This is a genomic window from Roseateles sp. NT4 (assembly GCF_051857475.1).
Taxonomy (GTDB): domain Bacteria; phylum Pseudomonadota; class Gammaproteobacteria; order Burkholderiales; family Burkholderiaceae_C; genus Pelomonas.
This window is the reverse complement of record NZ_JBPZGZ010000006.1, coordinates 20925-42967: the sequence shown is the minus strand read 5'-3', so window position 1 is coordinate 42967 and position 22043 is coordinate 20925. Positions and strand designations below refer to the sequence as shown.

22 protein-coding genes and 1 pseudogene are annotated in these 22043 nt (G+C 67.5%); 17 read left to right on the top strand and 6 right to left on the bottom strand.

From position 1 onward, the window contains the following. The first annotated feature begins 7 nt into the window (after positions 1–7). The 16 genes from ACS5PN_RS27545 (at position 8) to ACS5PN_RS27470 (ending at position 15236) form a co-directional block, all read left to right on the top strand. Complete coding sequence (locus tag ACS5PN_RS27545; protein ID WP_439467237.1) at positions 8–1318, top strand: MFS transporter; 1311 nt, start codon at positions 8–10, stop codon at positions 1316–1318. Positions 1319–1320: 2 nt separating this feature from the next. Further along, on the top strand, positions 1321–2028 hold the full coding sequence (locus ACS5PN_RS27540) for a polysaccharide deacetylase family protein (RefSeq protein ID WP_439467236.1): 708 nt from the start codon (positions 1321–1323) through the stop codon (positions 2026–2028). 80 nt (positions 2029–2108) lie between these two features. Continuing rightward, positions 2109–4442, top strand: a complete 2334-nt coding sequence (locus ACS5PN_RS27535) for a bifunctional salicylyl-CoA 5-hydroxylase/oxidoreductase (protein ID WP_439467235.1) — start codon at positions 2109–2111, stop codon at positions 4440–4442. Continuing rightward, complete coding sequence (locus ACS5PN_RS27530) at positions 4439–5173, top strand: SDR family NAD(P)-dependent oxidoreductase (protein WP_439467234.1); 735 nt, start codon at positions 4439–4441, stop codon at positions 5171–5173. The genes ACS5PN_RS27535 and ACS5PN_RS27530 overlap by 4 nt, the downstream gene beginning before the upstream one ends. After that, positions 5170–5649, top strand: coding sequence for a MarR family winged helix-turn-helix transcriptional regulator (locus ACS5PN_RS27525; RefSeq protein WP_439467233.1), 480 nt, complete (start codon positions 5170–5172; stop codon positions 5647–5649). Before ACS5PN_RS27530 ends, ACS5PN_RS27525 begins: the two co-directional genes overlap by 4 nt. Then, on the top strand, positions 5646–6485 hold the full coding sequence (locus ACS5PN_RS27520; RefSeq protein ID WP_439467232.1) for an enoyl-CoA hydratase family protein: 840 nt from the start codon (positions 5646–5648) through the stop codon (positions 6483–6485). The genes ACS5PN_RS27525 and ACS5PN_RS27520 overlap by 4 nt, the downstream gene beginning before the upstream one ends. 1 nt (position 6486) lies before the next feature. Then, positions 6487–7623 (top strand): acyl-CoA dehydrogenase family protein, encoded by a 1137-nt coding sequence (locus tag ACS5PN_RS27515; protein WP_439467231.1) that lies wholly within the window; start codon positions 6487–6489, stop codon positions 7621–7623. Positions 7624–7626: 3 nt separating this feature from the next. Beyond that, on the top strand, positions 7627–9231 hold the full coding sequence (locus ACS5PN_RS27510) for an AMP-binding protein (RefSeq protein ID WP_439467230.1): 1605 nt from the start codon (positions 7627–7629) through the stop codon (positions 9229–9231). Positions 9232–9254: 23 nt separating this feature from the next. Further along, on the top strand, positions 9255–10418 hold the full coding sequence (locus ACS5PN_RS27505) for an ABC transporter substrate-binding protein (protein WP_439467229.1): 1164 nt from the start codon (positions 9255–9257) through the stop codon (positions 10416–10418). A gap of 233 nt (positions 10419–10651) precedes the next feature. Further along, positions 10652–11056, top strand: coding sequence for a hypothetical protein (locus ACS5PN_RS27500; protein WP_439467228.1), 405 nt, complete (start codon positions 10652–10654; stop codon positions 11054–11056). 17 nt (positions 11057–11073) lie between these two features. After that, positions 11074–11994, top strand: a complete 921-nt coding sequence (locus ACS5PN_RS27495) for a branched-chain amino acid ABC transporter permease (protein ID WP_439467227.1) — start codon at positions 11074–11076, stop codon at positions 11992–11994. Beyond that, entirely contained in the window at positions 11987–12937 is a 951-nt protein-coding gene (locus ACS5PN_RS27490) for a branched-chain amino acid ABC transporter permease (protein WP_439467226.1), read from the top strand. Before ACS5PN_RS27495 ends, ACS5PN_RS27490 begins: the two co-directional genes overlap by 8 nt. Then, positions 12897–13682 carry an ABC transporter ATP-binding protein gene (locus ACS5PN_RS27485; protein WP_439467225.1) on the top strand — a complete coding sequence of 262 codons (786 nt, stop codon included), beginning with the start codon at positions 12897–12899 and terminating at the stop codon, positions 13680–13682. Before ACS5PN_RS27490 ends, ACS5PN_RS27485 begins: the two co-directional genes overlap by 41 nt. A 5-nt stretch (positions 13683–13687) precedes the next feature. Next, positions 13688–14389 (top strand): ABC transporter ATP-binding protein, encoded by a 702-nt coding sequence (locus ACS5PN_RS27480; RefSeq protein ID WP_439467428.1) that lies wholly within the window; start codon positions 13688–13690, stop codon positions 14387–14389. Between the two features lie 2 nt (positions 14390–14391). Next, a complete protein-coding gene (locus ACS5PN_RS27475; RefSeq protein ID WP_439467224.1) occupies positions 14392–14835 on the top strand; it encodes an acyl-CoA thioesterase in 444 nt (147 codons plus the stop codon). Continuing rightward, positions 14832–15236, top strand: coding sequence for a RidA family protein (locus ACS5PN_RS27470; protein ID WP_439467223.1), 405 nt, complete (start codon positions 14832–14834; stop codon positions 15234–15236). Before ACS5PN_RS27475 ends, ACS5PN_RS27470 begins: the two co-directional genes overlap by 4 nt. On the opposite strand, the gene ACS5PN_RS27465 is transcribed toward ACS5PN_RS27470, so the two are convergent. Next, positions 15214–16371, bottom strand: coding sequence for an L-dopachrome tautomerase-related protein (locus ACS5PN_RS27465; protein WP_439467222.1), 1158 nt, complete (start codon positions 16369–16371; stop codon positions 15214–15216). The genes ACS5PN_RS27470 and ACS5PN_RS27465 overlap by 23 nt on opposite strands. Before the next feature lie 20 nt (positions 16372–16391). After that, a pseudogene (locus ACS5PN_RS27460) lies at positions 16392–17596 on the bottom strand (MFS transporter). A gap of 101 nt (positions 17597–17697) precedes the next feature. Between ACS5PN_RS27460 and ACS5PN_RS27455 the strand changes: the two are divergent. Then, positions 17698–18591, top strand: coding sequence for a LysR substrate-binding domain-containing protein (locus tag ACS5PN_RS27455; protein WP_439467221.1), 894 nt, complete (start codon positions 17698–17700; stop codon positions 18589–18591). A gap of 21 nt (positions 18592–18612) precedes the next feature. Here ACS5PN_RS27455 and ACS5PN_RS27450 read toward each other — a convergent pair whose 3' ends face one another. From ACS5PN_RS27450 to ACS5PN_RS27435, 4 genes are read right to left on the bottom strand one after another with little or no spacing between them, the layout of a single operon-like run. Beyond that, positions 18613–19023 carry a hypothetical protein gene (locus ACS5PN_RS27450; protein WP_439467220.1) on the bottom strand — a complete coding sequence of 137 codons (411 nt, stop codon included), beginning with the start codon at positions 19021–19023 and terminating at the stop codon, positions 18613–18615. 11 nt (positions 19024–19034) lie between these two features. Further along, positions 19035–19850, bottom strand: coding sequence for a DeoR/GlpR family DNA-binding transcription regulator (locus ACS5PN_RS27445; RefSeq protein ID WP_439467219.1), 816 nt, complete (start codon positions 19848–19850; stop codon positions 19035–19037). Between the two features lie 48 nt (positions 19851–19898). Further along, positions 19899–20864: a BadF/BadG/BcrA/BcrD ATPase family protein gene (locus ACS5PN_RS27440; RefSeq protein ID WP_439467218.1), complete on the bottom strand. Its 966-nt coding sequence runs from the start codon at positions 20862–20864 to the stop codon at positions 19899–19901. Further along, the gene (locus ACS5PN_RS27435; protein ID WP_439467217.1) at positions 20864–22042 is read right to left on the bottom strand and encodes an SIS domain-containing protein; all 1179 of its coding nucleotides are present in this window, start codon (positions 22040–22042) and stop codon (positions 20864–20866) included. Before ACS5PN_RS27435 ends, ACS5PN_RS27440 begins: the two co-directional genes overlap by 1 nt. Position 22043: the final 1 nt, after the last annotated feature.

Below are 22043 nucleotides of genomic sequence, written 5' to 3'. Positions count from 1 at the left end.
AGACCCCATGTCCTCGACCTCCCGCCACCCGCTCGTCTGGGTGCCCTCGCTCTATCTCGCCATGGGCCTGCCCAATGTCATGGTGGGAGTCGTCGCGGCCATCATCTACAAGAACCTCGGCGTCTCCAACGAGGACATCGCCCTCTACACCTCGCAGATGTACCTGCCCTGGGTGCTGAAGCCGCTTTGGGCGCCCCTGCTGGAGGCCTACCGCAGCAAGCGCTTCTGGGTCATCAGCATGGAGTTCACGATGGCGGCGGCCTTGGGCCTCGTCGCGCTGTGCCTGCCGCTGGCCGACTTCTTCAAGCTGTCGCTGGCCTTCTTCTGGATCGTCGGCTTTGCCTCCGCCACCCAGGACACCTGCGCCGATGGCGTCTTCATGACGACGGTCAGCAAGACCGACCAGGCGCGCTACTCAGGCCTGCAGGGCATGTGCTGGAACATGGGCGCCGTCATCGCTTCGGGCCTGCTGGTGTCGCTGACGGGCTATCTGCACAACCACCAAGGCATGAGCTGGGTGCAGTGCTGGGTTGTCGTCGTGTCGCTGGCCGCCGCGGCCATGGCGCTGTTCGGGGTCTACCACCTGCGCGTGCTGCCGCCCGGTTCGCCCTCGCATCTGCATGGCGCTGGCCTGGGTGGCGGCCTCAAGGCCACGGCCGAGGCCTGGATCACCTTCTTCCAGAAGCCGCAGATCTGGATGATGCTGGCCGTCATCTTCTTTTACCGCTTCGGCGAGGGCTTCATCGAGAAGTTCGGCCCGCTCTTCCTGCTGGATGCGCGCGAGGCCGGCGGCCTGGGCCTGGACAACGAGTCGCTGGGCCATATCAACGGCACCGTCGGCACGTTGACATTCATCGCCGGCGCCTTCCTCGGTGGCTTTTTCGTCGCCAAGCGCACGCTGCCGCGCAGCTTCTTCATCCTGGCCCTGGTGCTCAACATCCCGCACCTGACCTATTTCTATCTGGCCCAGACCATGCCGGTGGACACCACCACCATCGCCGTCGTCGTCGCTCTGGAGAAGTTCGGCTTCGGCATGGGCTCGGTCGGCCACATGCTTTACATGATGCAGCAGATCGCGCCGGGGCCTTTCCGCATGGCCCACTATGCGATGGCCACCGGCGTCATGGCCTTGACCAAGTGGGGCACGGGCAGCGTCAGCGGCCTGCTGTGGAATGCCGTCGACCACCACTACCTCGGTTTCTTCGGCTGGGTGCTGGTCTTCTCCATCCCGCCGGTGATCCTGGCCTGGCTGGCGCCCTTCCCGCATGACCATGAGCAGGCGCCCGAGGGCAACGAAGCGCCGGCCGGCGCTCATTGACGATGAGCCTGCTGCTCGCCATGGCCCTGGCCGCTACCGAGCCTGTCTGCACGCCCGACGCGCTGGGCACGTTCCGCACGCTGATCCTCAAGCGCGAGGCCGCGGCCTGGGGCAAGGCCCAGCATGCGGCTCTGCCCGGCCTGGCGCCCAAGGAAGTGGTTCTGACCTTCGACGACGGCCCCCGACCCGAGTCCACGCCCGTCGTGCTGAAGGCCCTGGCCGACCAGTGCGTGAAGGCCAGCTTCTTCATGAATGGCGAACCACTGCGCCAGCACGCCGCCCTGGCCCGCCAGGTGCGAGACGCCGGCCATACCGTGGGCATGCACGGCTACCGGCATGAGCACTTCTCGCAGTTGTCGCCGGCTGCGCAGCTGGCAGACCTGGAAGCCATGTTGGCCACCTACCGCGCTGCGCTGGGAGCCGAGCCTGCGGCCTACCGGTTTCCCTTCCTCGAAGAAACGCCCACGCTGGCCCAGGCCTTGGGCGAGCGCCGCATGGCCGTCATGTCCATCGACGCCGGCGCCGAGGACTGGCTGCCCGACCAGACGCCGCAGATGCTGGGCGACAAGCTGCTCGGCGAGCTCGCCAAGAGCGGCGGCGGCATCATCCTGCTGCACGACGCCCAGGACCAGACGGCGAGGGCGCTGCCCTTCCTGCTGCAGTCGCTGAAGGCCAAGGGTTACCGCGTCGTGCATCTGACCTGGCAGTGACAACGACCTAGGGTTTGTCCGTCAGGCAGCCGTGCGTCCAATTGCTTGACGTTTGAACTATTGATTTCTAAAGTGGTGCGATGCGCATCACCTGCATCGGCGGCGGACCCGCCGGCCTCTACTTCGCCCTGTTGATGAAGAAGGCCGACCCGGCCCACCAGGTGCGGGTGCTGGAGCGCAACCGCGCGGGTGACACCTTCGGCTGGGGTGTGGTGCTGTCCGACCAGACGGTGGACGCGCTGCGCGAGGCAGACCCCGAGACAGCCGAGGAGATCAGCGATGCCTTCAACCACTGGGACGACATCGCCGTCCACTTCAAGGGCCGAAGCATCGTCTCCAGTGGCCACGGCTTCTGCGGCATCGGCCGCAAGAAGCTGCTCAACATCCTGCAGGCTCGCTGCGAGGCGCTTGGCGTCGAGCTGGTCTACGAGACCGACGTGGCGGATGACGCCGGCATCGATGCTGACCTCATCATCGCGGCCGACGGCCTGAACAGCCGCATCCGCCAGAAATACGCCGCCACCTACCAGCCCGACATCGATCTGCGCGCCTGCCGCTTCGTGTGGCTGGGCACGACAAAACTCTTCGACGCCTTCACCTTCGACTTCCAGCAGACGGAGTGGGGCTGGTTCCAGGCGCACGCCTACCGCTTCGACGCGACCCACTCAACCTTCATCGTCGAGGCTCCCGAAGACGTCTGGCGAGCGGCCGGCATCGAGGCCATGAGCAAGGAAGAGGGCATCGCCTTCTGCGAGAGGCGCTTTGCCAAGGTGCTGGACGGTCACCCGCTGATCTCCAATGCCAGCCATCTGCGCGGCTCGGCCTCGTGGATCCGCTTTCCGCGCGTCGTCTGCAAGACCTGGGTGCACCGCAACGAACGCGGCACGCCCGTTGTGCTGATGGGTGACGCGGCCCACACGGCGCACTTCTCCATCGGCTCGGGCACCAAGCTGGCACTGGAAGACGCCATCGATCTGGCGCGCGACATCCAGGCGCACGGCGATCTGACTGCGGCCCTCGATGCCTACCAGGCTACACGCAGCATCGAGGTGCTGCGCATCCAGAACGCGGCGCGCAACTCCACCGAATGGTTCGAGAACGTCGGGCGCCATGCCCGCCTGGCGCCCGAGCAGTTCGCCTATTCGCTGCTGACGCGCTCGCAGCGCATCTCGCACGAGAACCTGCGCCTGCGCGACGCAAACTACGTCGGCGAGTTCGAGCGCTGGCTGGCATCGCAGAGCGGTGTTGATGCCCAGGTGCCGCCGATGTTCACGCCCTTCAAGCTGCGCGGCGTCACGCTGAAGAACCGCGTCGTCGTCTCGCCCATGGCCCAGTACAGCTGCGAGGACGGCATCCCCGGCGATTACCACCTGGCCCACTTGGGCGCTCGCGCTTTGGGTGGGGCAGGGCTCGTCTTCGCCGAGATGACTTGCGTGTCCCCCGACGCGCGCATCACGCCGGCCTGCCCGGGGCTGTGGAACGACGCCCAGGGCGCGGCCTGGCAGCGCATCGTCGAGCATGTGCACACCAACAGCAGCGCGCGCATCGCCATGCAGCTCGGCCACGCCGGCCCCAAGGGCTCAACCCGCGTGCCTTGGGAGGGTGAAGACCAGCCACTGTCCGGCGGCAATTGGCCGCTGATCTCGGCCTCGCCGCAGCAATACCTCGACGGCATCAGTCAGGTCGCTCGTGCGATGACGCGAGCCGACATGGACCGCGTGCGCGAGGACTTCGTGAATGCGGCCCGCCGCGCGGCCGATGCGGGCTTCGATTGGCTGGAGCTGCACTGTGCCCACGGCTATCTGCTGTCCGCCTTCATCTCGCCGCTGACCAACCAGCGCGATGACGACTACGGCGGTTCGCTGGAGAACCGGCTGCGCTATCCGCTGGAAGTCTTCACCGCCCTGCGCGAGGTCTGGCCGCTGGACAGGCCCATGTCGGTGCGCATCTCGGCCCACGACTGGGTGCCGGGCGGCACCACACCGGAAGACGCCGTGGCCATCGCCGCCGCGTTCAAGCAAGCCGGCGCCGACCTCATCGATGTGTCATCCGGCCAGGTCAGCAAGGCGCAGAAGCCGGTCTACGGCCGCATGTTCCAGACGCCGTTTGCCGAAAGCATCCGCAACCGCGTCGGCATCGCGACCATGGCGGTCGGTGCCATCTCCGAAGCCGACCATGTCAACAGCATCATTGCGTCCGGCCGGGCCGACCTCTGCGCCATCGCGCGCCCGCATCTGGCCAACCCGGCCTGGACGCTGACCGAGGCCGCGCGCATCGGCTACCGCGGCCCCATCGGTTTGGATTGGCCGAAGCAATATCTCTCGGGAAAAAGCCAGCTCGAACGCGAGTTCGAACGCCAGCGCTCGGCAGGCGTGGCCGCGGCCGAGCAGGCGAACAAGGCATTGGGCGTATGAAGCAACACGCAGTGGTGACGGGTGGTGGCAGCGGCATTGGTGCCGCGGTGGCGAAGAAGCTGATGGCCGAAGGCCTGCGCGTCACGCTGATGGGCCGCAACCTGCAGCGGCTTCAAGCGCAGCAGTCCGAACTCGGCGACGTCGCCATCCAGGTCTGCGACGTGTCCGACGAGGCCAGCGTCGCGGCAGCCTTTGCTGCCGTGGGTGATGTGGACGTCCTCGTCAACAACGCCGGCCAGGTCGAAACCGCGCCCCTGCACAAGACCTCGCTGGAACTCTGGCAGCGCCTGCTCAACGTCAACCTCACCGGCACCTTCCTCTGCAGCCGCGCCGTGCTGCCCGGCATGCTGGCGCGCAAAGACGGCCGCATCATCAACGTCGCCAGCACGGCGGCGCTGAAGGGCTATGCCTATGTGGCGGCCTACTGCGCCGCCAAGCACGGCGTGCTGGGCCTGACGCGGGCGATGGCGCTGGAGGTCGCTACCAAGGGCGTGACGGTCAACGCCGTCTGCCCGGGCTACACCGAGACCGACATCGTCGCCAACGCCGTCGACACCATCGTCGCCAAGACCGGCCGCACGGCCGAGCAGGCCAAGGCTGAGCTGGCCAAGGCCAACCCTCAAGGTCGGCTGATCCAGCCCGAAGAGGTTGCGGACACGGTGGCATGGCTGCTCGCCAGCCCCGGCGTCAACGGCCAGGCCATTGCCGTCTGCGGCGGGGAGACGATGTGAACGACATCGACCTTGAAACCCGACTGTCGGACGACGACCACCAGGCGCTCAAGCTCTGGTTGCGTCTGCTGTCCTGCACCACGCGTGTCGAAGACCAGATCCGCCAGCGCCTGCGCGCCGATTTCGGCACCACGCTGCCGCGCTTCGACCTGCTGGCCCAGCTGGAGCGGCACCCCGACGGCCTGACCATGCGCGAGCTGTCCAAGCGCCTGATGGTGACGGGCGGCAACGTCACCGGCATCACCGACCAGCTCGAAGCCGAGGGCCTGGTGCTGCGCGAGACCCGCGCCGACGACCGCCGCAGCTTCATTGTCAAGCTCACGCCCCAGGGCCGCCGCCAGTTCAAGCGCATGGCCGTCACCCACGAGGGCTGGATCGTCGAGCTCTTCGCTGGCTGGACGCCGACCCAGAAGACCCAGGTCCACGAACTGCTCGCGCAATTGAAAACGCATCTGGCCAAGGACAACGCCCCATGACGCCTCACCTGACTTCCGGCAACCACCTGAGCCTGCTCGGCCATGAAGCCCAGCATTTCCTGTGGCAGCAGCACGGCATGGTCGGCGTCATCACGCTGAACCGGCCCGAGCGCAAGAACCCGCTGACCTTCGCGTCCTATGCCGAGCTGCGTGACCTGTTCCGCGCCCTGTCCTATGTCGACGAGGTCAAGGCCATCGTCATCGAAGGCGCTGGCGGCAACTTCTGCTCGGGGGGCGATGTGCACGAGATCATCGGCCCGCTGACCGGCATGGGCATGCCTGACCTGCTGGCCTTCACGCGCATGACGGGCGATCTCGTCAAGGCCATGCGCGCCTGCCCCCAGCCCATCCTCGCGGCCATCGACGGTGTCTGCGCCGGCGCCGGTGCCATCATGGCCATGGCGTCCGACCTGCGCGTGGGCACGGCACGCAGCAAGACGGCCTTCCTCTTCACCCGTGTGGGCCTGGCGGGTTGCGACATGGGCGCCTGCGCCATGCTGCCGCGCATCGTCGGCCAGGGCCGCGCGTCGGACCTGCTCTACAGCGGCCGCAGCCTGGGCGGCGAAGAGGCGCTGAACTGGGGCTTCCTGAACCGTCTGGTTGAGCCCGAGCAATTGCTGGAGGAGACCTCGAAGTGGGCGCGCGAGATTGCCAGCGGTCCCAGCTTTGCCCATGCAATGACCAAGCGCATGCTGCATCAGGAGTGGGCCATGGGCGTGGACGAGGCCATCGAGTCCGAGGCGCAGGCCCAGGCCATCTGCATGATGACCAAGGACTTCCATCGCGCCTACGAGGCCTTCGCGGCCAAGCAGAAGCCGGCCTTCCAGGGAGACTGAGATGCAGCACCTGGATTGGCCCTTCTTCGACGCCAAGCACCGTGAGCTGGCCACCGCGCTGGACGCGTGGTGTGGCGAGCATCTGCAGCATGTCGACCACGACGGCGACGTGGATGCGCAGTGCAAGTCGCTTGTCGCGCAACTCGGCAAAGCCGGCTGGCTGAACCATGCCGTGGCTGGCGAAGGCCAGGCCATCGACACCCGCGCTATCTGCCTGATCCGCGAGACCCTGGCCAAGCATGACGGCCTGGCCGATTTCGCCTTTGCGATGCAGGGCCTGGGCTCGGGCGCCATCTCGCTGCAGGGCACACCGGCCCAGCGCGAGCGCTATCTGCCGCGCGTGGCTCGGGGCGAGGCGTTGTCGGCTTTTGCGCTGTCCGAGCCCGAGGCCGGCTCTGACGTGGCCGCCATGCAGTGCAGCGCGACGGAAGACGGTGACGCCTATGTGCTGAACGGTGAAAAGACCTGGATCTCCAACGGCGGCATCGCCGACTTCTATGTGCTGTTCGCTCGCACGGGCGAAGCGCCGGGCTCGCGCGGCATCAGTGCCTTCATCGTCGATGCTGGCCTGCCTGGCTTCGAGATTGCCGAACGCATCGACGTCATCGCACCTCACCCGCTCGCCCGCCTGCGCTTCACCAACTGCCGCGTGCCGAAGTCCCAAATGCTGGGCGCACCCGGCGAGGGCTTCAAGCTGGCCATGCGGACTCTGGACGTCTTCCGCACGTCGGTCGCTGCGGCCGCTTTGGGTTTCGCCCGCCGCGCATTGCTGGAAGGACTGAAGCAGGCCAAGGAGCGTCCCATGTTCGGCGCCCGCCTGGCCGACCTGCCACTGACGCAAGCCAAGCTGGCCGACATGGCCTGCACCGTGGATTCGTCCGCCCTGATGGTCTACCGCGCCGCCTGGCTGCGGGATCAGGGCAAGACCATCACGAAAGAGGCCGCCATGGCCAAGCTGATGGCTACCGAAGGCGCCCAACAGGTCATCGACGCCGCCGTGCAGCTCTTCGGCGGCCGCGGCGTGCGCCGGGGCGAGATCGTCGAATCCCTGTACCGCGAAATCCGCTCGCTGCGCATCTACGAGGGCGCCAGCGAAGTGCAGCAGCTGATCATCGGCCGCGAATTGTTGAAGGCCTGACCCATGCATCCTTCGGCCCATCTGGATACCTTCGCAAGAGACCACCTCCCGCCGCAGGACCAGTGGCCGGAGCTGGTGTTTGATCTGCCCGAGCTGCAGTTCGGCCCCAGGATGAACGCGGCCACCGAGCTGCTGGATCGCTGGGTCGAGCAGGGCCAGGGCAACCGGCCGTGTGTGCAGGGCGGCGGTGTGCGCTGGACCTATGCGCAGCTGCGGGCCGAGGCCAACCGCATCGCCAACGTGCTGGTCAACGAACTGGGCGTCGTGCCCGGCAACCGCGTGCTGCTGCGCGGCGCCAACACGCCGCAATTGGCGGCCTGCTGGTTCGCCGTCATCAAGGCCGGCGCCATCGCGGTGGCCACCATGCCGCTGCTGCGTGCCGTGGAGCTGGGCAAGGTCATCGCCAAGGCCGAGGTCACGCATGCGCTGTGCGACGCGGCCCTGGCCGAAGAACTCGCCGCGGCGCAGCTGCTGAACCCCGTGCTGCGTGGCATCTGCCACTACCGCAGCAACGAGCCCGACGGCCTGGAAGCCCGCGCGGCGCGACAGCCCGAGACCTTCACCAACGTCGACACGGCCAGCGACGACTGCGCGCTGATCGCCTTCACCTCGGGCACGACCGGCCAGCCCAAGGGCACCATGCATTTCCATCGCGACATCCTCGCGATCTGTCGCTGCTGGCCGGTGCATTGCCTCAAGGCCCGGGCCAGCGATGTCTTCATCGGCAGCCCGCCGCTGGCCTTCACCTTCGGCCTGGGCGGCCTGCTGCTCTTCCCGATGAGCGTGGGCGCCTCCGCCGTTCTGCTGGAGAAGGCGTCACCCGACCTGCTGCTCGCCGCGATTGCCGAACACCGCGCCACGGTCTGCTTCACGGCGCCGACGTCCTACCGCGCCATGGCGCAGGTGGCCGGCCAGCACGATCTGTCCTCGCTGCGCAAATGCGTCAGCGCCGGCGAGGCCCTGCCCGCGGCCACGCGCGCGCTGTGGAAGCAGGCGACGGGCATCGAGCTCATCGACGGCATCGGTGCCACCGAGCTGCTGCACATCTTCATCTCCCACACCGAAGAGACGGCCAAGGGCGGCGCCACCGGCAAGCCCGTGCCCGGCTACCAGGCCTGCATCCTGGATGACGCGGGCCAGCCGCTGCGCGCGGGTCAGGTCGGCCATCTCGCCGTCAAGGGGCCGACCGGCTGCCGCTACCTGGCTGACGAGCGCCAGCACCAGTATGTGCAGGACGGCTGGAACCTGACCGGCGATTCCTACCTGATCGACGAAGAAGGCTACTTTGTCTACCAGGCCCGCACTGACGACATGATCATCTCGGGCGGCTACAACATCGCCGGCCCCGAGGTCGAGGCCGCGCTGCTCTGCCACCCGGCCGTGGCCGAATGCGCCGTCATCGGCGTGGCCGACGAAGAACGTGGCCAGTTGGTCAAGGCTTTCGTCGTGCTGCGCGAGGGCCATGCCGGCGACGTGAAGGCCTTGCAGGAGCATGTGAAGGCCACCATCGCGCCCTACAAATACCCGCGTGCCATCGAGTTCCGTACCAGCCTGCCGCGCACCGAAACCGGCAAGCTGCAACGCTTCCGTCTCAGAGACACTCCCTGACCCTTTCACCGGAGAGCCCGCTCATGAATAAGACCCTCGCCGCCGTCGCCATCAGCCTCGCCCTGCTGCCTGTTGCGCATGCCGCGGACAAGCTCAAGGTCGGTTTCCTGAGCACCTTGTCCGGTCCCGGTGCCGGCCTGGGCGTGGACATCCGCGATGGCTTTGCGCTCGGGCTCAAGCACAGCGGTGGCAAGCTGGGCGGTCTGCCCGTCGAGATGGTCACGGCCGACGACCAGCAGAACCCCGAGGTCGCCAAGCAGACCGCCGAACGCCTGATCAAGCGCGACAAGGTCGACTTCATGACCGGCATCGTCTTCTCCAACATCATGCTGGCCGTCGGCCCGGCGGTCTTCGATGCCAAGATCCCCTACATCAGCGCCAACGCCGGCCCCTCGCAGTACGCCGGTGAGCAGTGCAACCCTTACTTCTTCAACGTCGCCTGGCAGAACGACAACCTGCACGAGGCCGTGGGCAAGACGGTGACCGAGAAGGGTTTCAAGAAGCTGGTGCTGCTGGCGCCCAACTACCCGGCGGGCAAGGACGCGATGACGGGCTTCAAGCGCTACTACAAGGGCGCCGTCGTCGAGGAGATCTACACCAAGCTCGGCCAGTTGGACTACGCCGCCGAGCTGGCCCAGGCGCGCGCCGCCAAGCCGGATGCGATGTACATCTTCCTGCCCGGCGGCATGGGCATCAACTTCATCAAGCAGTTCGTCGGCGCCGGCCTGTCCAAGGACGTGACCTTGTTCGGCCCCGGCTTCTCAGCCGACGAGGACGTCATCAAGGCCGTGGGCGAACCCATGCTGGGCATGTTCAACAGCTCGCACTGGGCCCACGACATGGACAACCCGGCCAACAAGAAGTTCGTGGCGGACTTCGTCAAGGACTACGGGCGTCTGCCGTCGCTGTATGCGAGCCAGGGGTATGACGCTGCGCTGCTGATGAATGCGGCGGTGCGCGACGTGAAGGGCAAGACGGAAGACAAGACCGCGGTGCTGAAGGCGCTGAAGGCGGCGAAGTTCGAGTCGGTGCGGGGGGCGTTCAAGTTCAATCGGAACCAATATCCGATTCAGGACTACTACCTGCGGGTCATCACCAAGGATGGGCAGGGGAGGGTGACGAATCGGACGTTGGGGAAGATCTTTACGCAGCATGAGGATGCGTATGCGTCGGCTTGCAAGATGTGACTGAGATGGGCGTGGTGGTGATTGGTTGCTTGTGCGGGCAGTCTTCATGACCCGTTGCAGTGCCGCGGGAATCCGCCCCGCGATGGCGGGTAACTTTTCTCTGACGCGCCAGAGAAAAGTCACCAAAAGAGGAGCGCTGAATGCAATCCGCACTCGAGCGGCGTCTGCCGCTCGCGATGCTCGGAGCATGACCGTGCCTACACGCGACCCGCTACGCTCTCGCTGCTGACCCTATGACGAGCATCACTGATCGCCGCTTCACCATCGTTAACGCCGGCTGCACGCCGGGCTTATCAGGAATACCGCGTCGCTGGGGCGACGGCGAGGGCGGTGTTGGTCGTCGCGTCGCCCGAGCGACGCTGTCTTTTGGTTTTCTGGTGAGCCCGGCGTGGAGCCGCGCGTTCATCGGCCCGCTGTTGCGATGCTTGGCCCTCGTCATAGGGACAGCAGCGAGAGCGAAGCGGGTCGCTTCTTGTCGCAATACCGCGGGACGTTTTCGCGCGCCGCTCCTCGCGACGTCGGGATCGTGTGCGGTTCAGCGCCTCTTCTTTGGTGACTTTCTTCTGGCGCCGCAGAAGAAAGTTACCCGGCTGCCGGGACGGACTCCCGGCACCTTACTTGCCATCAACCAGAAGTAGCGAGCGGCATCCAACCCATGGACTGGATCCTTGTCACCGAGCAAGCCCTCAACGGCCTCCAATTCGGCCTGATGCTCTTCCTGCTTGCCGCTGGCTTGACCCTCGTGTTCGGCATCATGGACATGATCAACCTGGCCCATGGCTCGCTGTACATGGTCGGCGCCTACCTCGCCGCCGCCACGGCCACGGCGACCGGTTCCTTCCTGCTGGCCGTCATCGCCGCACTCGTGGGCACCGCCATCCTCGGCATGGCCCTCGAAGTCACGCTGCTGCGCCGCCTCTACGCGCGGGACCATCTCAGCCAGGTGCTCGCCACCTTTGCGCTGATCCTGATGCTCAACGAAGGCGTCCGCATCATCTGGGGTGACCAGCCGCTGATGCTGAACACGCCGGCTGCGCTGTCCGGCCCCGTTGAACTGCTGCCGGGCTTGAACTACCCGGCCTATCGACTGCTCATCATCGGCGTCGGTCTCGCGGTCGCCCTGCTGCTGTGGGTGCTGGTCACGCGCACGCGCTACGGCGCCTGGGTGAGGGCCGGTGCTTCCAACCGCCAGATGGCCACGGCCATGGGCGTCAACATCCGCATGTTGTTCACGGTCGTGTTCGGCTTCGGCGCGGCGCTGTGCGCGTTGGCGGGCGCACTGCTCGGCCCGCTGCTGGCCGTGCAGGTGGGCATGGGCGAGAGCATCCTCATCCTCGCCTTTGTCGTCATCGTCGTCGGCGGCATCGGCTCGGTTCGCGGCGCCCTGGTGGGTTCGCTGCTGGTCGGCGTGGTCGACACCGCCAGCCGCACGCTGCTGCCGGCGATGCTGCGGCAGCTCGCCTCACCCGAGGTCGCGTCCAACCTCGGCCCGGCGATGGCTTCCATCCTCATCTATGTGCTGATGGCGGCCATCCTGTTCTGGAAGCCTCGCGGCCTCTTCCCGGCTCATGGCTGAAGCTCGCTCACTTCATCATCACGGGCTGGGTGTCTGGGCCTGGCCGTTGCTCATCGTGCTCGCCGCCTTGCCGCCTGCGCTGCAAGCTGTGGGCCTGGAGTTCTATACCGTCGTCGCGACGCGCATCCTCATCTTCGCCATCGCGGCATCCAGCCTGAACCTCATCCTCGGCTTCGGCGGCTTGGTCAGCTTTGGCCACGCGGCTTACGTCGGTCTCGGCGCCTACACCGTCGGCGTGCTGATGGATGCGGGCGTCACCTCGGCCTGGATTGCCTGGCCTGCGGCTTGTGTTGTCAGCGCGGCCGCAGCGGCGCTGATCGGCGCCATCAGCCTGCGCACGCGCGGCGTCTACTTCATCATGATCACGCTGGCCTTTGCCCAGATGTTCTATTTCCTGGCGGTGTCGCTGAAGGCCTATGGCGGTGATGACGGCCTGCCGCTGGCGCAGCGTTCGGTGCTGGGGTTCGGCCTCGACCTGAAGGACGACGCGAGCTTCTACTGGGTTGTGCTGGCCTTGGTCGCCCTCGTCATGGCCGGCCTGCAGCGCCTCGTGAACTCACCCTTTGGCTGGTTGCTGCAGGGCGCGCGTGAGAACGAGGTGCGCGTCGCCGCTGCGGGTGGCCGCGTGTTTGCACTCCGCTGGCAGGCCTTTGTGCTGGCCGGAGCACTGGCAGGCCTTGCGGGAGCGCTGCTGGCCAATCTCAACGGCCTGGTCACGCCGCATCTGATGCACTGGTCGCAATCCGGCCAGCTGATGGTCATGGTCATCATCGGCGGCGCCGGTGCCTTGTGGGGCGGGCCGTTGGGCGCCGCTGTGCTGTTGCTGCTGGAAGCGCTGTTGCCCGCTTACACCCTGCATTGGCAGCTGGGCCTGGGTGCGCTGTTGCTGCTTGTCGTGCTGTATGCGCCGCGGGGTCTCGCAGGAGTTTGGCGTCGTGCTTGAGGTCAAGAACCTGGTGAAGCGCTTCGGCGCCTTGGCCGCAACCGATGGCGCGAGCTTCGAGGTGCGTGCGGGCGAACTGCATGCGCTGATCGGCCCCAACGGTGCCGGCAAGACGACGCTGATCCACCAGATCTCCGGCGCGCTCGCGCCGGATTCCGGCCAGATCGTGTTCGACGGCCAGGACATCACGCGCCTGGACATCGCCCGCCGCGTGCAGGCCGGCCTGGTGCGCAGCTTCCAGATCACCAGCCTCTTCAAACCCTGCACGGTGCGCGACAACCTCGTGCTGGCCTTGCTCGCCCGAGACGAGCGTGCACCTTCGTGGTGGCGATCCGCAAAGCTGGATGCGGTGGCCCATGAGCAAGCCGATAGCCTGCTGGCGCGCGTCGGCCTCAGCGCTCAGGCCGACCGCATCGCCGGTGAGTTGGCCCATGGTGAGCAGCGCCAGCTCGAAATCGGCCTGGCCCTGGCCGCCCGGCCGCGCCTGCTGCTGCTGGACGAGCCGCTGGCCGGCATGGGGCCGGACGAGTCGGCGCGCATGGTGGAACTGCTTCAGGCGCTGAAGGTTGAAGGCCAGACTCTGCTGCTGGTTGAACACGACATGGACGCCGTCTTCCGCCTGGCCGATCGCATCTCCACGCTGGTGGGTGGCCGCGTCATCGCCAGCGACGTGCCCGACGCCATCCGCGAGCACCCCGAAGTGCGCCGCGCCTATCTCGGCGACGAGCTGGAGGCCACCGCATGAGCGCCCTGCTGGAGATCGAACAACTCGAGGCCGGCTACGGCGCCAGCCAGGTGCTGTTCGGCATGCAATTGAGCATGCAGCCGGGCGAGGTTGCCACGCTGCTGGGCCGCAACGGCATGGGCAAGAGCACACTGCTGCGCTGCTTGTGTGGTTGGTTGAAACCCAGCGGCGGGCGCATCCGCTTCTGCGGCGAAGACATCACGGGCTGGCCGGCCGACCGCATCGCGCGGCTGGGTCTGGCGCTGGTGCCGGAGGGGCGGCAGGTCTTTCCCAACCTCAGCGTGCGCGAGCACCTGGACGCCTTTGTCACCAACCGCAGCGGTGCGGCTGAGCCGTGGACGACGGCACGCGTTTTCGACCTCTTCCCGCGCCTGGCCGAGCGTGCCAGCAACTCCGGCCAGCAGCTTTCGGGCGGCGAACAGCAGATGCTGGCGATCGGTCGTGCCCTGGTCACCAACCCGCGCTTGCTGGTGCTGGACGAAGCGACCGAAGGCCTGGCGCCTCTCGTGCGCGAGGAGATCTGGCGCTGCCTGGACTTGCTGCGCGCCGCCGGCCAGACCATCCTGGTCGTCGACAAATACGTGCAGCGCCTGATCCGCCTGGCCGACCACCACACGCTGGTGGAGCGCGGCCGTGTCGCCTGGGCCGGCCCGTCTGCCGCACTCGCGGCCGAGCCCGCGTTGTGGCAGAAACATCTGGGGGTCTGACGATGAGCGGCCTTGCTTTCCAGCGTGAACAGCTCGTGCGCTTCGGCCATTGCGACCCGGCCGGCATCGTCTTCTACCCGCGCTACTTCGAGATGCTGAACGAGCTGATCGAGGACTGGTTCGCCTGCGCGCTCGGCCTGCCCTTCGATGTGCTGATCGGCCAGCGCCAGGTCGGCATGCCGACGGCGCAGCTCGACACCCGCTTCCTGCGCGTCAGCCGCCATGGCGACCACTTGCAGCAATCCATTTCTATCGAGCGGCTGGGTGGCGGTTCGCTGAAGCTGAACATCGCCTTTGTTGGCGATGACGGCCCACGCGTCGAGTTCACGCAGGTGCTGGTCTGCACCTCGCTCGCGACCCACAAGCCCCAAGCCTTTCCCGACGACCTGCGTGCCGCGCTGGAGCGCTCGCTCGCCGCACAAGAACAGGAGACAGACAAACCATGAGCAACAAACAAATCTTGCAGCCGGCAGGCTGGACCCAGCCCCGCGGCTACGCGAACGGCGTGGCCGCGAGTGGCCGCCAGGTCTTCGTCGCCGGCCAGATCGGCTGGAACGAGCGCTGCGAGTTCGACAGCGACGACTTCATCGCCCAGTTGCGCCAGACCCTGCTCAACATCCGCGCGGTGCTGGCCGAGGCCGGCGCAGCGCCCGAGCACATCGTGCGCATGACCTGGTACCTCATCGACAAGCGCGAATACATCGCCCGCGGCCGCGAGGTGGGCCAGGCCTATCGCGAGGTGCTGGGCCGCGACTACGGCATCGCCATGAGCGCCGTGCAGGTGTCGGCGCTGATGGAGGACCGGGCCAAGGTGGAGATCGAGGTCACTGCCGTGGTGCCGGCGTGAACTTCCACAGCTCGTAGCGTTCCTGGCCGGCGGCGACGCGGCCGGCGAAGTGGTCGTTCAGCGAACTGGCGGTGAAGACGAGATCGCCATTCGGCAGCAGGGCCGGCGTGTCGGGCCAGTGCACGCCGTCGTCTGCGCCCACGAGCGTGAAGCGGCCATCGCGCGGGTCGTAGCCAACGATGCCGTTGCGCGTGACGTTGGTGATGTAGACGCGGCCATCGGCGGCGACGACGAGGCCGTCGGTGTTGCCACCCACATCGCCCAGGTCGCGCACGGCGGCGGCGAGCTGGGCTTCGGTGGTCTTCGCGTTGCGCAGCAGCGCGGCCGGCACCGAGAACAGATGCGTGCCCGTCGTGACGGCCCAGTACAGCGTGGCGCCGTCGGGCGAGAGGCCGATGCCGTTCACACCCAGCATGAGCGGGTTGCCGGGCCAGACCTCCGCGCCGTGCGACATCACCTTGGCGCCCGGCTCAGGCAGCACGCCGGCGTGGCGGTGAAGCACGCGGCGGGCATTGCCCGACGCAAAGTCCAGCACGATGAGGGCCGCCTGGTTGGCGGGCGCGCTGCGCAGGCCGCTGTCGGAGATGAAGGCGATGCGGCGCTTCTCGTCGACCGCGATGTCGTTGAGGAAGCTGCCGCGGCGGTTGGCCACGCTGTCCAACGGCATTGCCTTCACCAGCTTGCCCGTGGCCAGTTCGAACACCAGCACCTTCTGCGCACCGGCCGGCGCCTCGGCCTCGCCAGCCACAAAGCCCTGGTCCAGGGCCCACAGCCAGCCGTTGCGGCGGTCGATGTGGAAGCCCAGCACGCTGCGCAGGTGCGTGGCCGGCGCGGTTGTGGGGTCGTTGGCTTCGGCCGACGGGAAGGCCGTCAGCCGCGCAGGGCCATCGGTGACCGAGGTATCGAGCCGGCTCAGCGTGGCCGGCGTGTTGGCGGCAAGCACGCGCGGCGTGCTGACGAAGCCGCCGCCTTGGGCATCGAAGTGCAGGCCGGCGATGGGCGACTTGGCCGAGTCGGCATAGGGCGCCGGCGCGCTCCAGGTGACGCCGGTGTAGCTGCGCCAGCGTTCCAGCGGCACGTCGGCAAACGCGGTGTGGGTGAAGGCGAGGGCGAGCAGAAGGGAAGTGATCTTCATGACGATCTCCTGGGTGTGATTCAGTGAGCGAGGGGGCGGGCGCCGGCGGGCATGCGGGCCGGCTGGCCTTCGCGGCGGTCGAGGGCGCCGCTCCATTGCGTCAGCGCCAGGGCCACCAGTACGACGAGGGCGCCAATCCAGGGCGCGTGCATCAGGCCCAGATGGGTCACGATCAACCCACCGGCCCAGGCCGCGAAGGCGATGCCGAGATTGAAGGCGGCGATGTTCAGTCCGGAGGCCACGTCCACCGCCTGCGGCGCGAAGCGCTCGGCCTGGCGCACCACATAGAGCTGCAGGCCCGGCACATTGCCGAAGGCGACGGCACCCCACAGCAGCACAGTGATCAGCGCCGCCACGCGACTGTGGATGGTGAAGGTCAGCGCGAACAGCACGACGGCCAGCAGCGCAAAGATCAGCTTCAGCGCGGCGATGGGCCCCTGTCGGTCGGCCAGCTTGCCGCCCCAGATATTGCCGGCGGCGACCGACAGGCCATAGACCAGCATGACGCCGCCCACCGCGCCGGCGCTGAAACCGGCCACGTCCTGCAGCAGCGGCGCGAGGAAGGTGAAGGGGATGAAGGTGCCGCCATAGCCGATGGCCGTCTTGGCGTAGACCAGCAGCAGCCGCGGCTCGCGCAGCACGCGGGCCTGCTGGGCCAGCGAAGCCGGCGGTGCACCGCGCAGGCCGCGCGGCACGAAGGCGAGGCTGGCGACAAAGGCGATGACACCCAGCAGCGCGACGGCCAGGAAGGTGGCGCGCCAGCCGAAGTGCTGGCCGATGAAGGTGCCCAGCGGCACGCCGGTGGCGAGGGCGACGGTCAGCCCCGTGAACATGATGGCGATGGCGCTCGCAGCCTTGTCCTTGGGTACGAGGCCTGTGGCCAGCGTGGAGCCGATGGAGAAGAACACGCCATGGGCCAGGCCCGTCAGCACGCGGGCGGCGATCAGGGCTTCGTAGCTGGGCGCGAGCCAGGCCAGCAGGTTGCCGGCGGTGAACAGGGCCATCAGTGCGCCTGCAGCGCCTTGCGTGGCAGGCGGCCGGTGAGGGCGGTCAGCACCGGCGCGCCGATGGCAACGCCCAGCGCGTAGAGGCTGACCAGCAAGCCCGCCGAGGGCAGGGTGATGCCCAGATCGCCCGCGACCGTGGGGATGAGGCCGACGATGACGAACTCGGTCGTCCCGATGGCGAAGGCGCTGATGGTCAGCGCAAGGAGTGCGAGAGACATGGCAGAAGTCCAGAGACTGCGAAGGCCCGCAGTGTGTGGATTTCATTCATGCCGAAAAAGTCGGGTTGGAGCAGAATATTCTTGACTTGAAATCAAGAGTCATGAAAACCAGCCTCGACGAACTCCTTGCCTTCACGACCGTCATCGACACCGGCTCCATCACTGCCGCGGCCGAGCAGGTGGGGCAGACGGTGTCAGGTGTCAGCCGGTCCCTGAGTCGCCTGGAAGAGAAGCTCGGCACCACGCTGCTGACGCGCACCACGCGCCGGCTGGAGCTGACGCCCGAGGGCCATCTCTTCCTGGCCAGCGCGCGCGGCATCCTCGCTTCGGTGGAGGCGGCCGAGGAGCAGATGGCCGTCTGCCGCCAGAAGCCTGCCGGCCGCCTGCGCGTCAACGCGGCCTCGCCCTTCATGCTGCATGTCATCGTGCCCCTGGTCGACGACTTCCGCCGCCAGTTCCCCGACATCGAGCTGGAGCTGAACAGCAACGAGGACATCATCGACCTCATCGAACAGCGCACCGACGTCGCCATCCGCATCGGTACGCTGCGCGACTCCACGCTGCATGCGCGGCCGCTGGGCAGCCACCGGCTGCGTGTGTTGGCCAGCCCGGCCTATCTGGAGCGCGCCGGCCGGCCGCGCAGCGTGGCGGGCTTGGGCGGGCACAGCTGCATTGGCTTCACCCAGCCCGACAGCCTGAACCAATGGCCGCTGAGAAGTGCATCGGGCGAGCGCCACGAGATTGCGCCTTCCATGCGGGCCTCCAGCGGCGAGACGGTGCGGCAGTTGGCGCTGGCCGGCGCGGGCATTGCCTGCCTGGCCGACTTCATGACCGCCGAGGACCGCAAGCGCGGCGATCTCGTCCAAATCCTCGCCAAGGACACCGCGGAGGTGAGGCAGCCGGTCAACGCGGTGTACTACCGGAACACGGAGCTGGCGTTGAGGATTCGGTGTTTCCTGGACTACTTGGCAGGGCGGCTGCAAGGCCTGGACTGATGCCGCAGCCATCTGCGACCATCAAAGATTATTGAACTCCCTGATCAAGGGCTCATTGACCGACAAGACGTTCATGCATCCGTTGGATGTGCAGATGAACCATTCCCGAAAGCTACCCACGGCATCAGTGGTACTCAGCATGCCCGTTTGCTGGCGCTCCTGATCAAGCCAACCCCCGGCCTCGATTTCGAAGAGACGGTGGCCGCTGGCGAATGCCTTGCTTTGCCAGTAGGCCAAGAGGTCACCTTCATCGAGGTAGCGAAATCCGCGCGCTACTTCGAAAAGAAATTCGGTCCCTGGTCTTGCATCCGTGTCGTGCGGATAAGTCTCCACCAGCACGCGTAAGCCCGAGCGCCCCAGGGACGCTTCGACGATATCGGATTCGGCTTGCCCCGTGTAAGGACGTCCAACGGGCTTGGCTGAGATTTGCATAAACCAGCCGGCTAGGCCAACACCACCTCAATCCCCCGCCCCCGCAACTGATCCACGATGGCCTGATCCGCTCCGCTGTCGGTGATCAGGACGTCCAGCTGTTCCACCGGCGCGATGACGGACAGGTTGCGCTTCATCAACTTGGACGCGTCAGCCACCGCCACGACCTGACGGCTGATCTTCATCATCTGGGCGTTCAACTGCGCTTCGAGCAGATGCGGCGTCATGAGGCCGATGTCGGGGTCGAGGCTGTCGACGCCCAGGAACAGCCGGTCGGCGTACAAGCCCTGCAGCGCCGCCACGGCCTGAGGGCCGGACAGCGAAAAGGAGTTGGGCCGCAACTGGCCACCCGGCATGATGAGGTTGATGTGGGACACCGGCGCCAGCAGGGCGGCGATGTTGAGGGCGTTGGTGATGACGTTCAGCGACGTCAGGCGCAGGCCGCGGATCTGCTTGGCGATCTCTTCGGTGGTGGAGCCGGAGTCCAGCAGGATGGTCTCGCCGTCGCGGATCAGCTTGACCGCCTCGGCGGCGATGCGGGCCTTCTGTTCGTGGCGCAGCTTCTGCTTGACGCCGATGGGCACTTCCTCGGTGTCGCGCTGGGCCAGCGCGCCGCCATGGGTACGCAGCACGGCGCCGGTGGACGCCAGCGCGTTGAGGTCGCTGCGGATGGTGACGACCGAGGTGCCGAAGCGATCGGCCAGTTCGTCCACCGTCACGCGGCCCTGGCTTTGCACCAGTTCGCGGATCAGCCGGCGCCGCTCGTCGATGAGGAGCGGGCTTTCGGTTTTCGCGGATGAAGCCGCAGAAGAGGCGGTGGCGGGCATTCGGGGTCGAAAGGCAGGAGGTTTGGCTTTCGAATGATATCGACGCGCTTACGAAAGCCGAGTCAGGGCTTCAGCCGACAGCGGCCGGCCACCCAGACGGGCCGCGTACAGGGCGGCGCCGAGCTCGGGGCCGAAGCGGGGCGTCTTCAGCACGGCGCCCGGCAGCCGACGGGCCAGCGCCGCCTGCAGCGGGCCCAGCACCAGCTCACCGGCCGCGAAGACGCCGCCGGAATAGGAGACGGGAATGGCCTGGATGCCGTTGGGCCCACCAATGCCGAGGTTGCGGGCGACACCGGCGGCCAGGGCGGCCAGTTCGTCACCGGCGCGCACCAGGAGCTGGCGGGCCTGCACGTCACCGGCGTTGGCGGCGGCGGTGGCCAGCCGGGCGATCTGGGCCAGCTCGCTGCGCGCGGCGCTGCCGTTGATCTCGCCGCAGAGGTCGAGGTCGTGTTGAAGCTCGAAGTGCTCGCGCACCAGGCCGAGCAGCGGCCCGGGTTCGGCGCGGCAGTCGGCCATGCGCGAGAACAGCGCGAGCGTCTCGCGGGCCAGCCAGTGGGCCGAGCCCTCGTCGCCGAAGACCTCGCCCCAGCCGCCGCAGCGCGCGCCGCGGCCCATCCATTCGCCATAGGCGATGGAGCCGGTGCCGGCGACCAGGCTGATGCCGTCGGCGCCGGCCAGGGAGCCGGCCCAGCTGCAGACCATGTCGTTGCCGATGGTGCTGCGTGGCACGACGTCCTTCAGCAGCGCATCGAAGGTGGTGAGCAGCTCGCTGTCCTCGCCGTGCGCCGGCAGGCCGGCGAAGCAGTGGGCGATGTCGCTGGCCGGAACACTGGCCAAGCGCAGCGCGGCCTGTACACCGTCCCGCAGCAGGGCGCGCAGCGCGTCGAAGCCGATCTCGATGTAGTAGCTGGTCGTCGCCTCGTGGCGCGCCAGCAGGCGGCCATCGCCGTCGATGAGGACGAAGGCGGTCTTGGTGCCGCCACCGTCGATGCCGAGGAACAGGGAAGCGCTCATCAGGAGTGCCGCTGGGAAGTCAGGGGGTGAATGGTGACACCTTGGACGACGCGGTTCACCGTGCCGGAGGCGCTGGGGTTGTCGGGCGTGATGCCCAGCTGCAGCGAGGCGAGCAGGGCCAGGCATTGGGCGAAGACCAGGGCGACGGGAGCCAGGGCCAGGTCGGGCGCGGAGGCGGGCAGGGCGAGGTGGACGTCGTCGGCATGCGGAGCCTCGGCGCCGTTCAGCGACGAGGTCCGGATGGCCAGCACGCGAGCGCGGCCTTCGCGGCGCAGCTCGTTCAGCAGGTCGAGGTCGTACTGGCGGGTGTAGGCGTCGTTGGACAGGAAGATGACGACCAGGCTGCGTTCGTTCAGGATGGTCTTGGGGCCGTGGCGGAAGCCCAGCGGCGAATCCGCCAGGGCGACGAGCTGGCCGTCGGTCAGCTCCAGCAGCTTGAGCGCGGCCTCGCGGGCCAGGCCCAGCAGCGCATTGCTGCCGAGGTAGACGACGCGCTCGAAGGGCTTGTCGGTCAGCGCATAGAGGCGGTCGGTCTCGGCTTCGGCCAGCGTGGCAGCGGCGCGGGCCAGCTCAGTCACCGGCGCCAGCGGCAGGCCGAAGGCCCAGGCGGCGGCCAGCAGCATGCCGGTGAAGCTCGACGTCATGGCGAAGGCGCGGTCATGCGTCTCGTCGGGCAACAGCAGCACGTATGCACTGGCCTTGCCGGCCAGGCGCTGGTTCAGCGTGCCTTCGGAAGCGCAAGTCACGGCGAGGTGGAAGCAGCGCTTGACGAAGCGGTCGGCCAGCTCGACGGCGGCCAGGCTCTCGGGGCTGTTGCCGGAGCGGGCGAAGGAGACGAGCAGGGTCGGCACTTCGGGCTGCAGGCATTGCTCGGGGCTGGAGACGATGTCGGTCGTCGCCACGGCCTCGACGCGGATGCCGGGGCGTTGGCCGAGCAGCTTGAGCAAGGCCGGTGCCAGGCACTGACCGATGAAGGACGAGGAGCCGGCGCCGGTCAGCACGATGCGCAGATCGGGCAGGGCCAGCAGGGGTTGCAGGAAGGCATCCAGCCTGAGGCGCTCGGCCAGCAGCTGCTGGTGGATGGCCTGCCAGACATCGGGCTGGTGGGCGATCTCGCGGGCCGTGTGCGTGCCGCCGCGGTGCGCGAGGTCGGTGGGGTCGAGGTGCAGAAGAGTCATG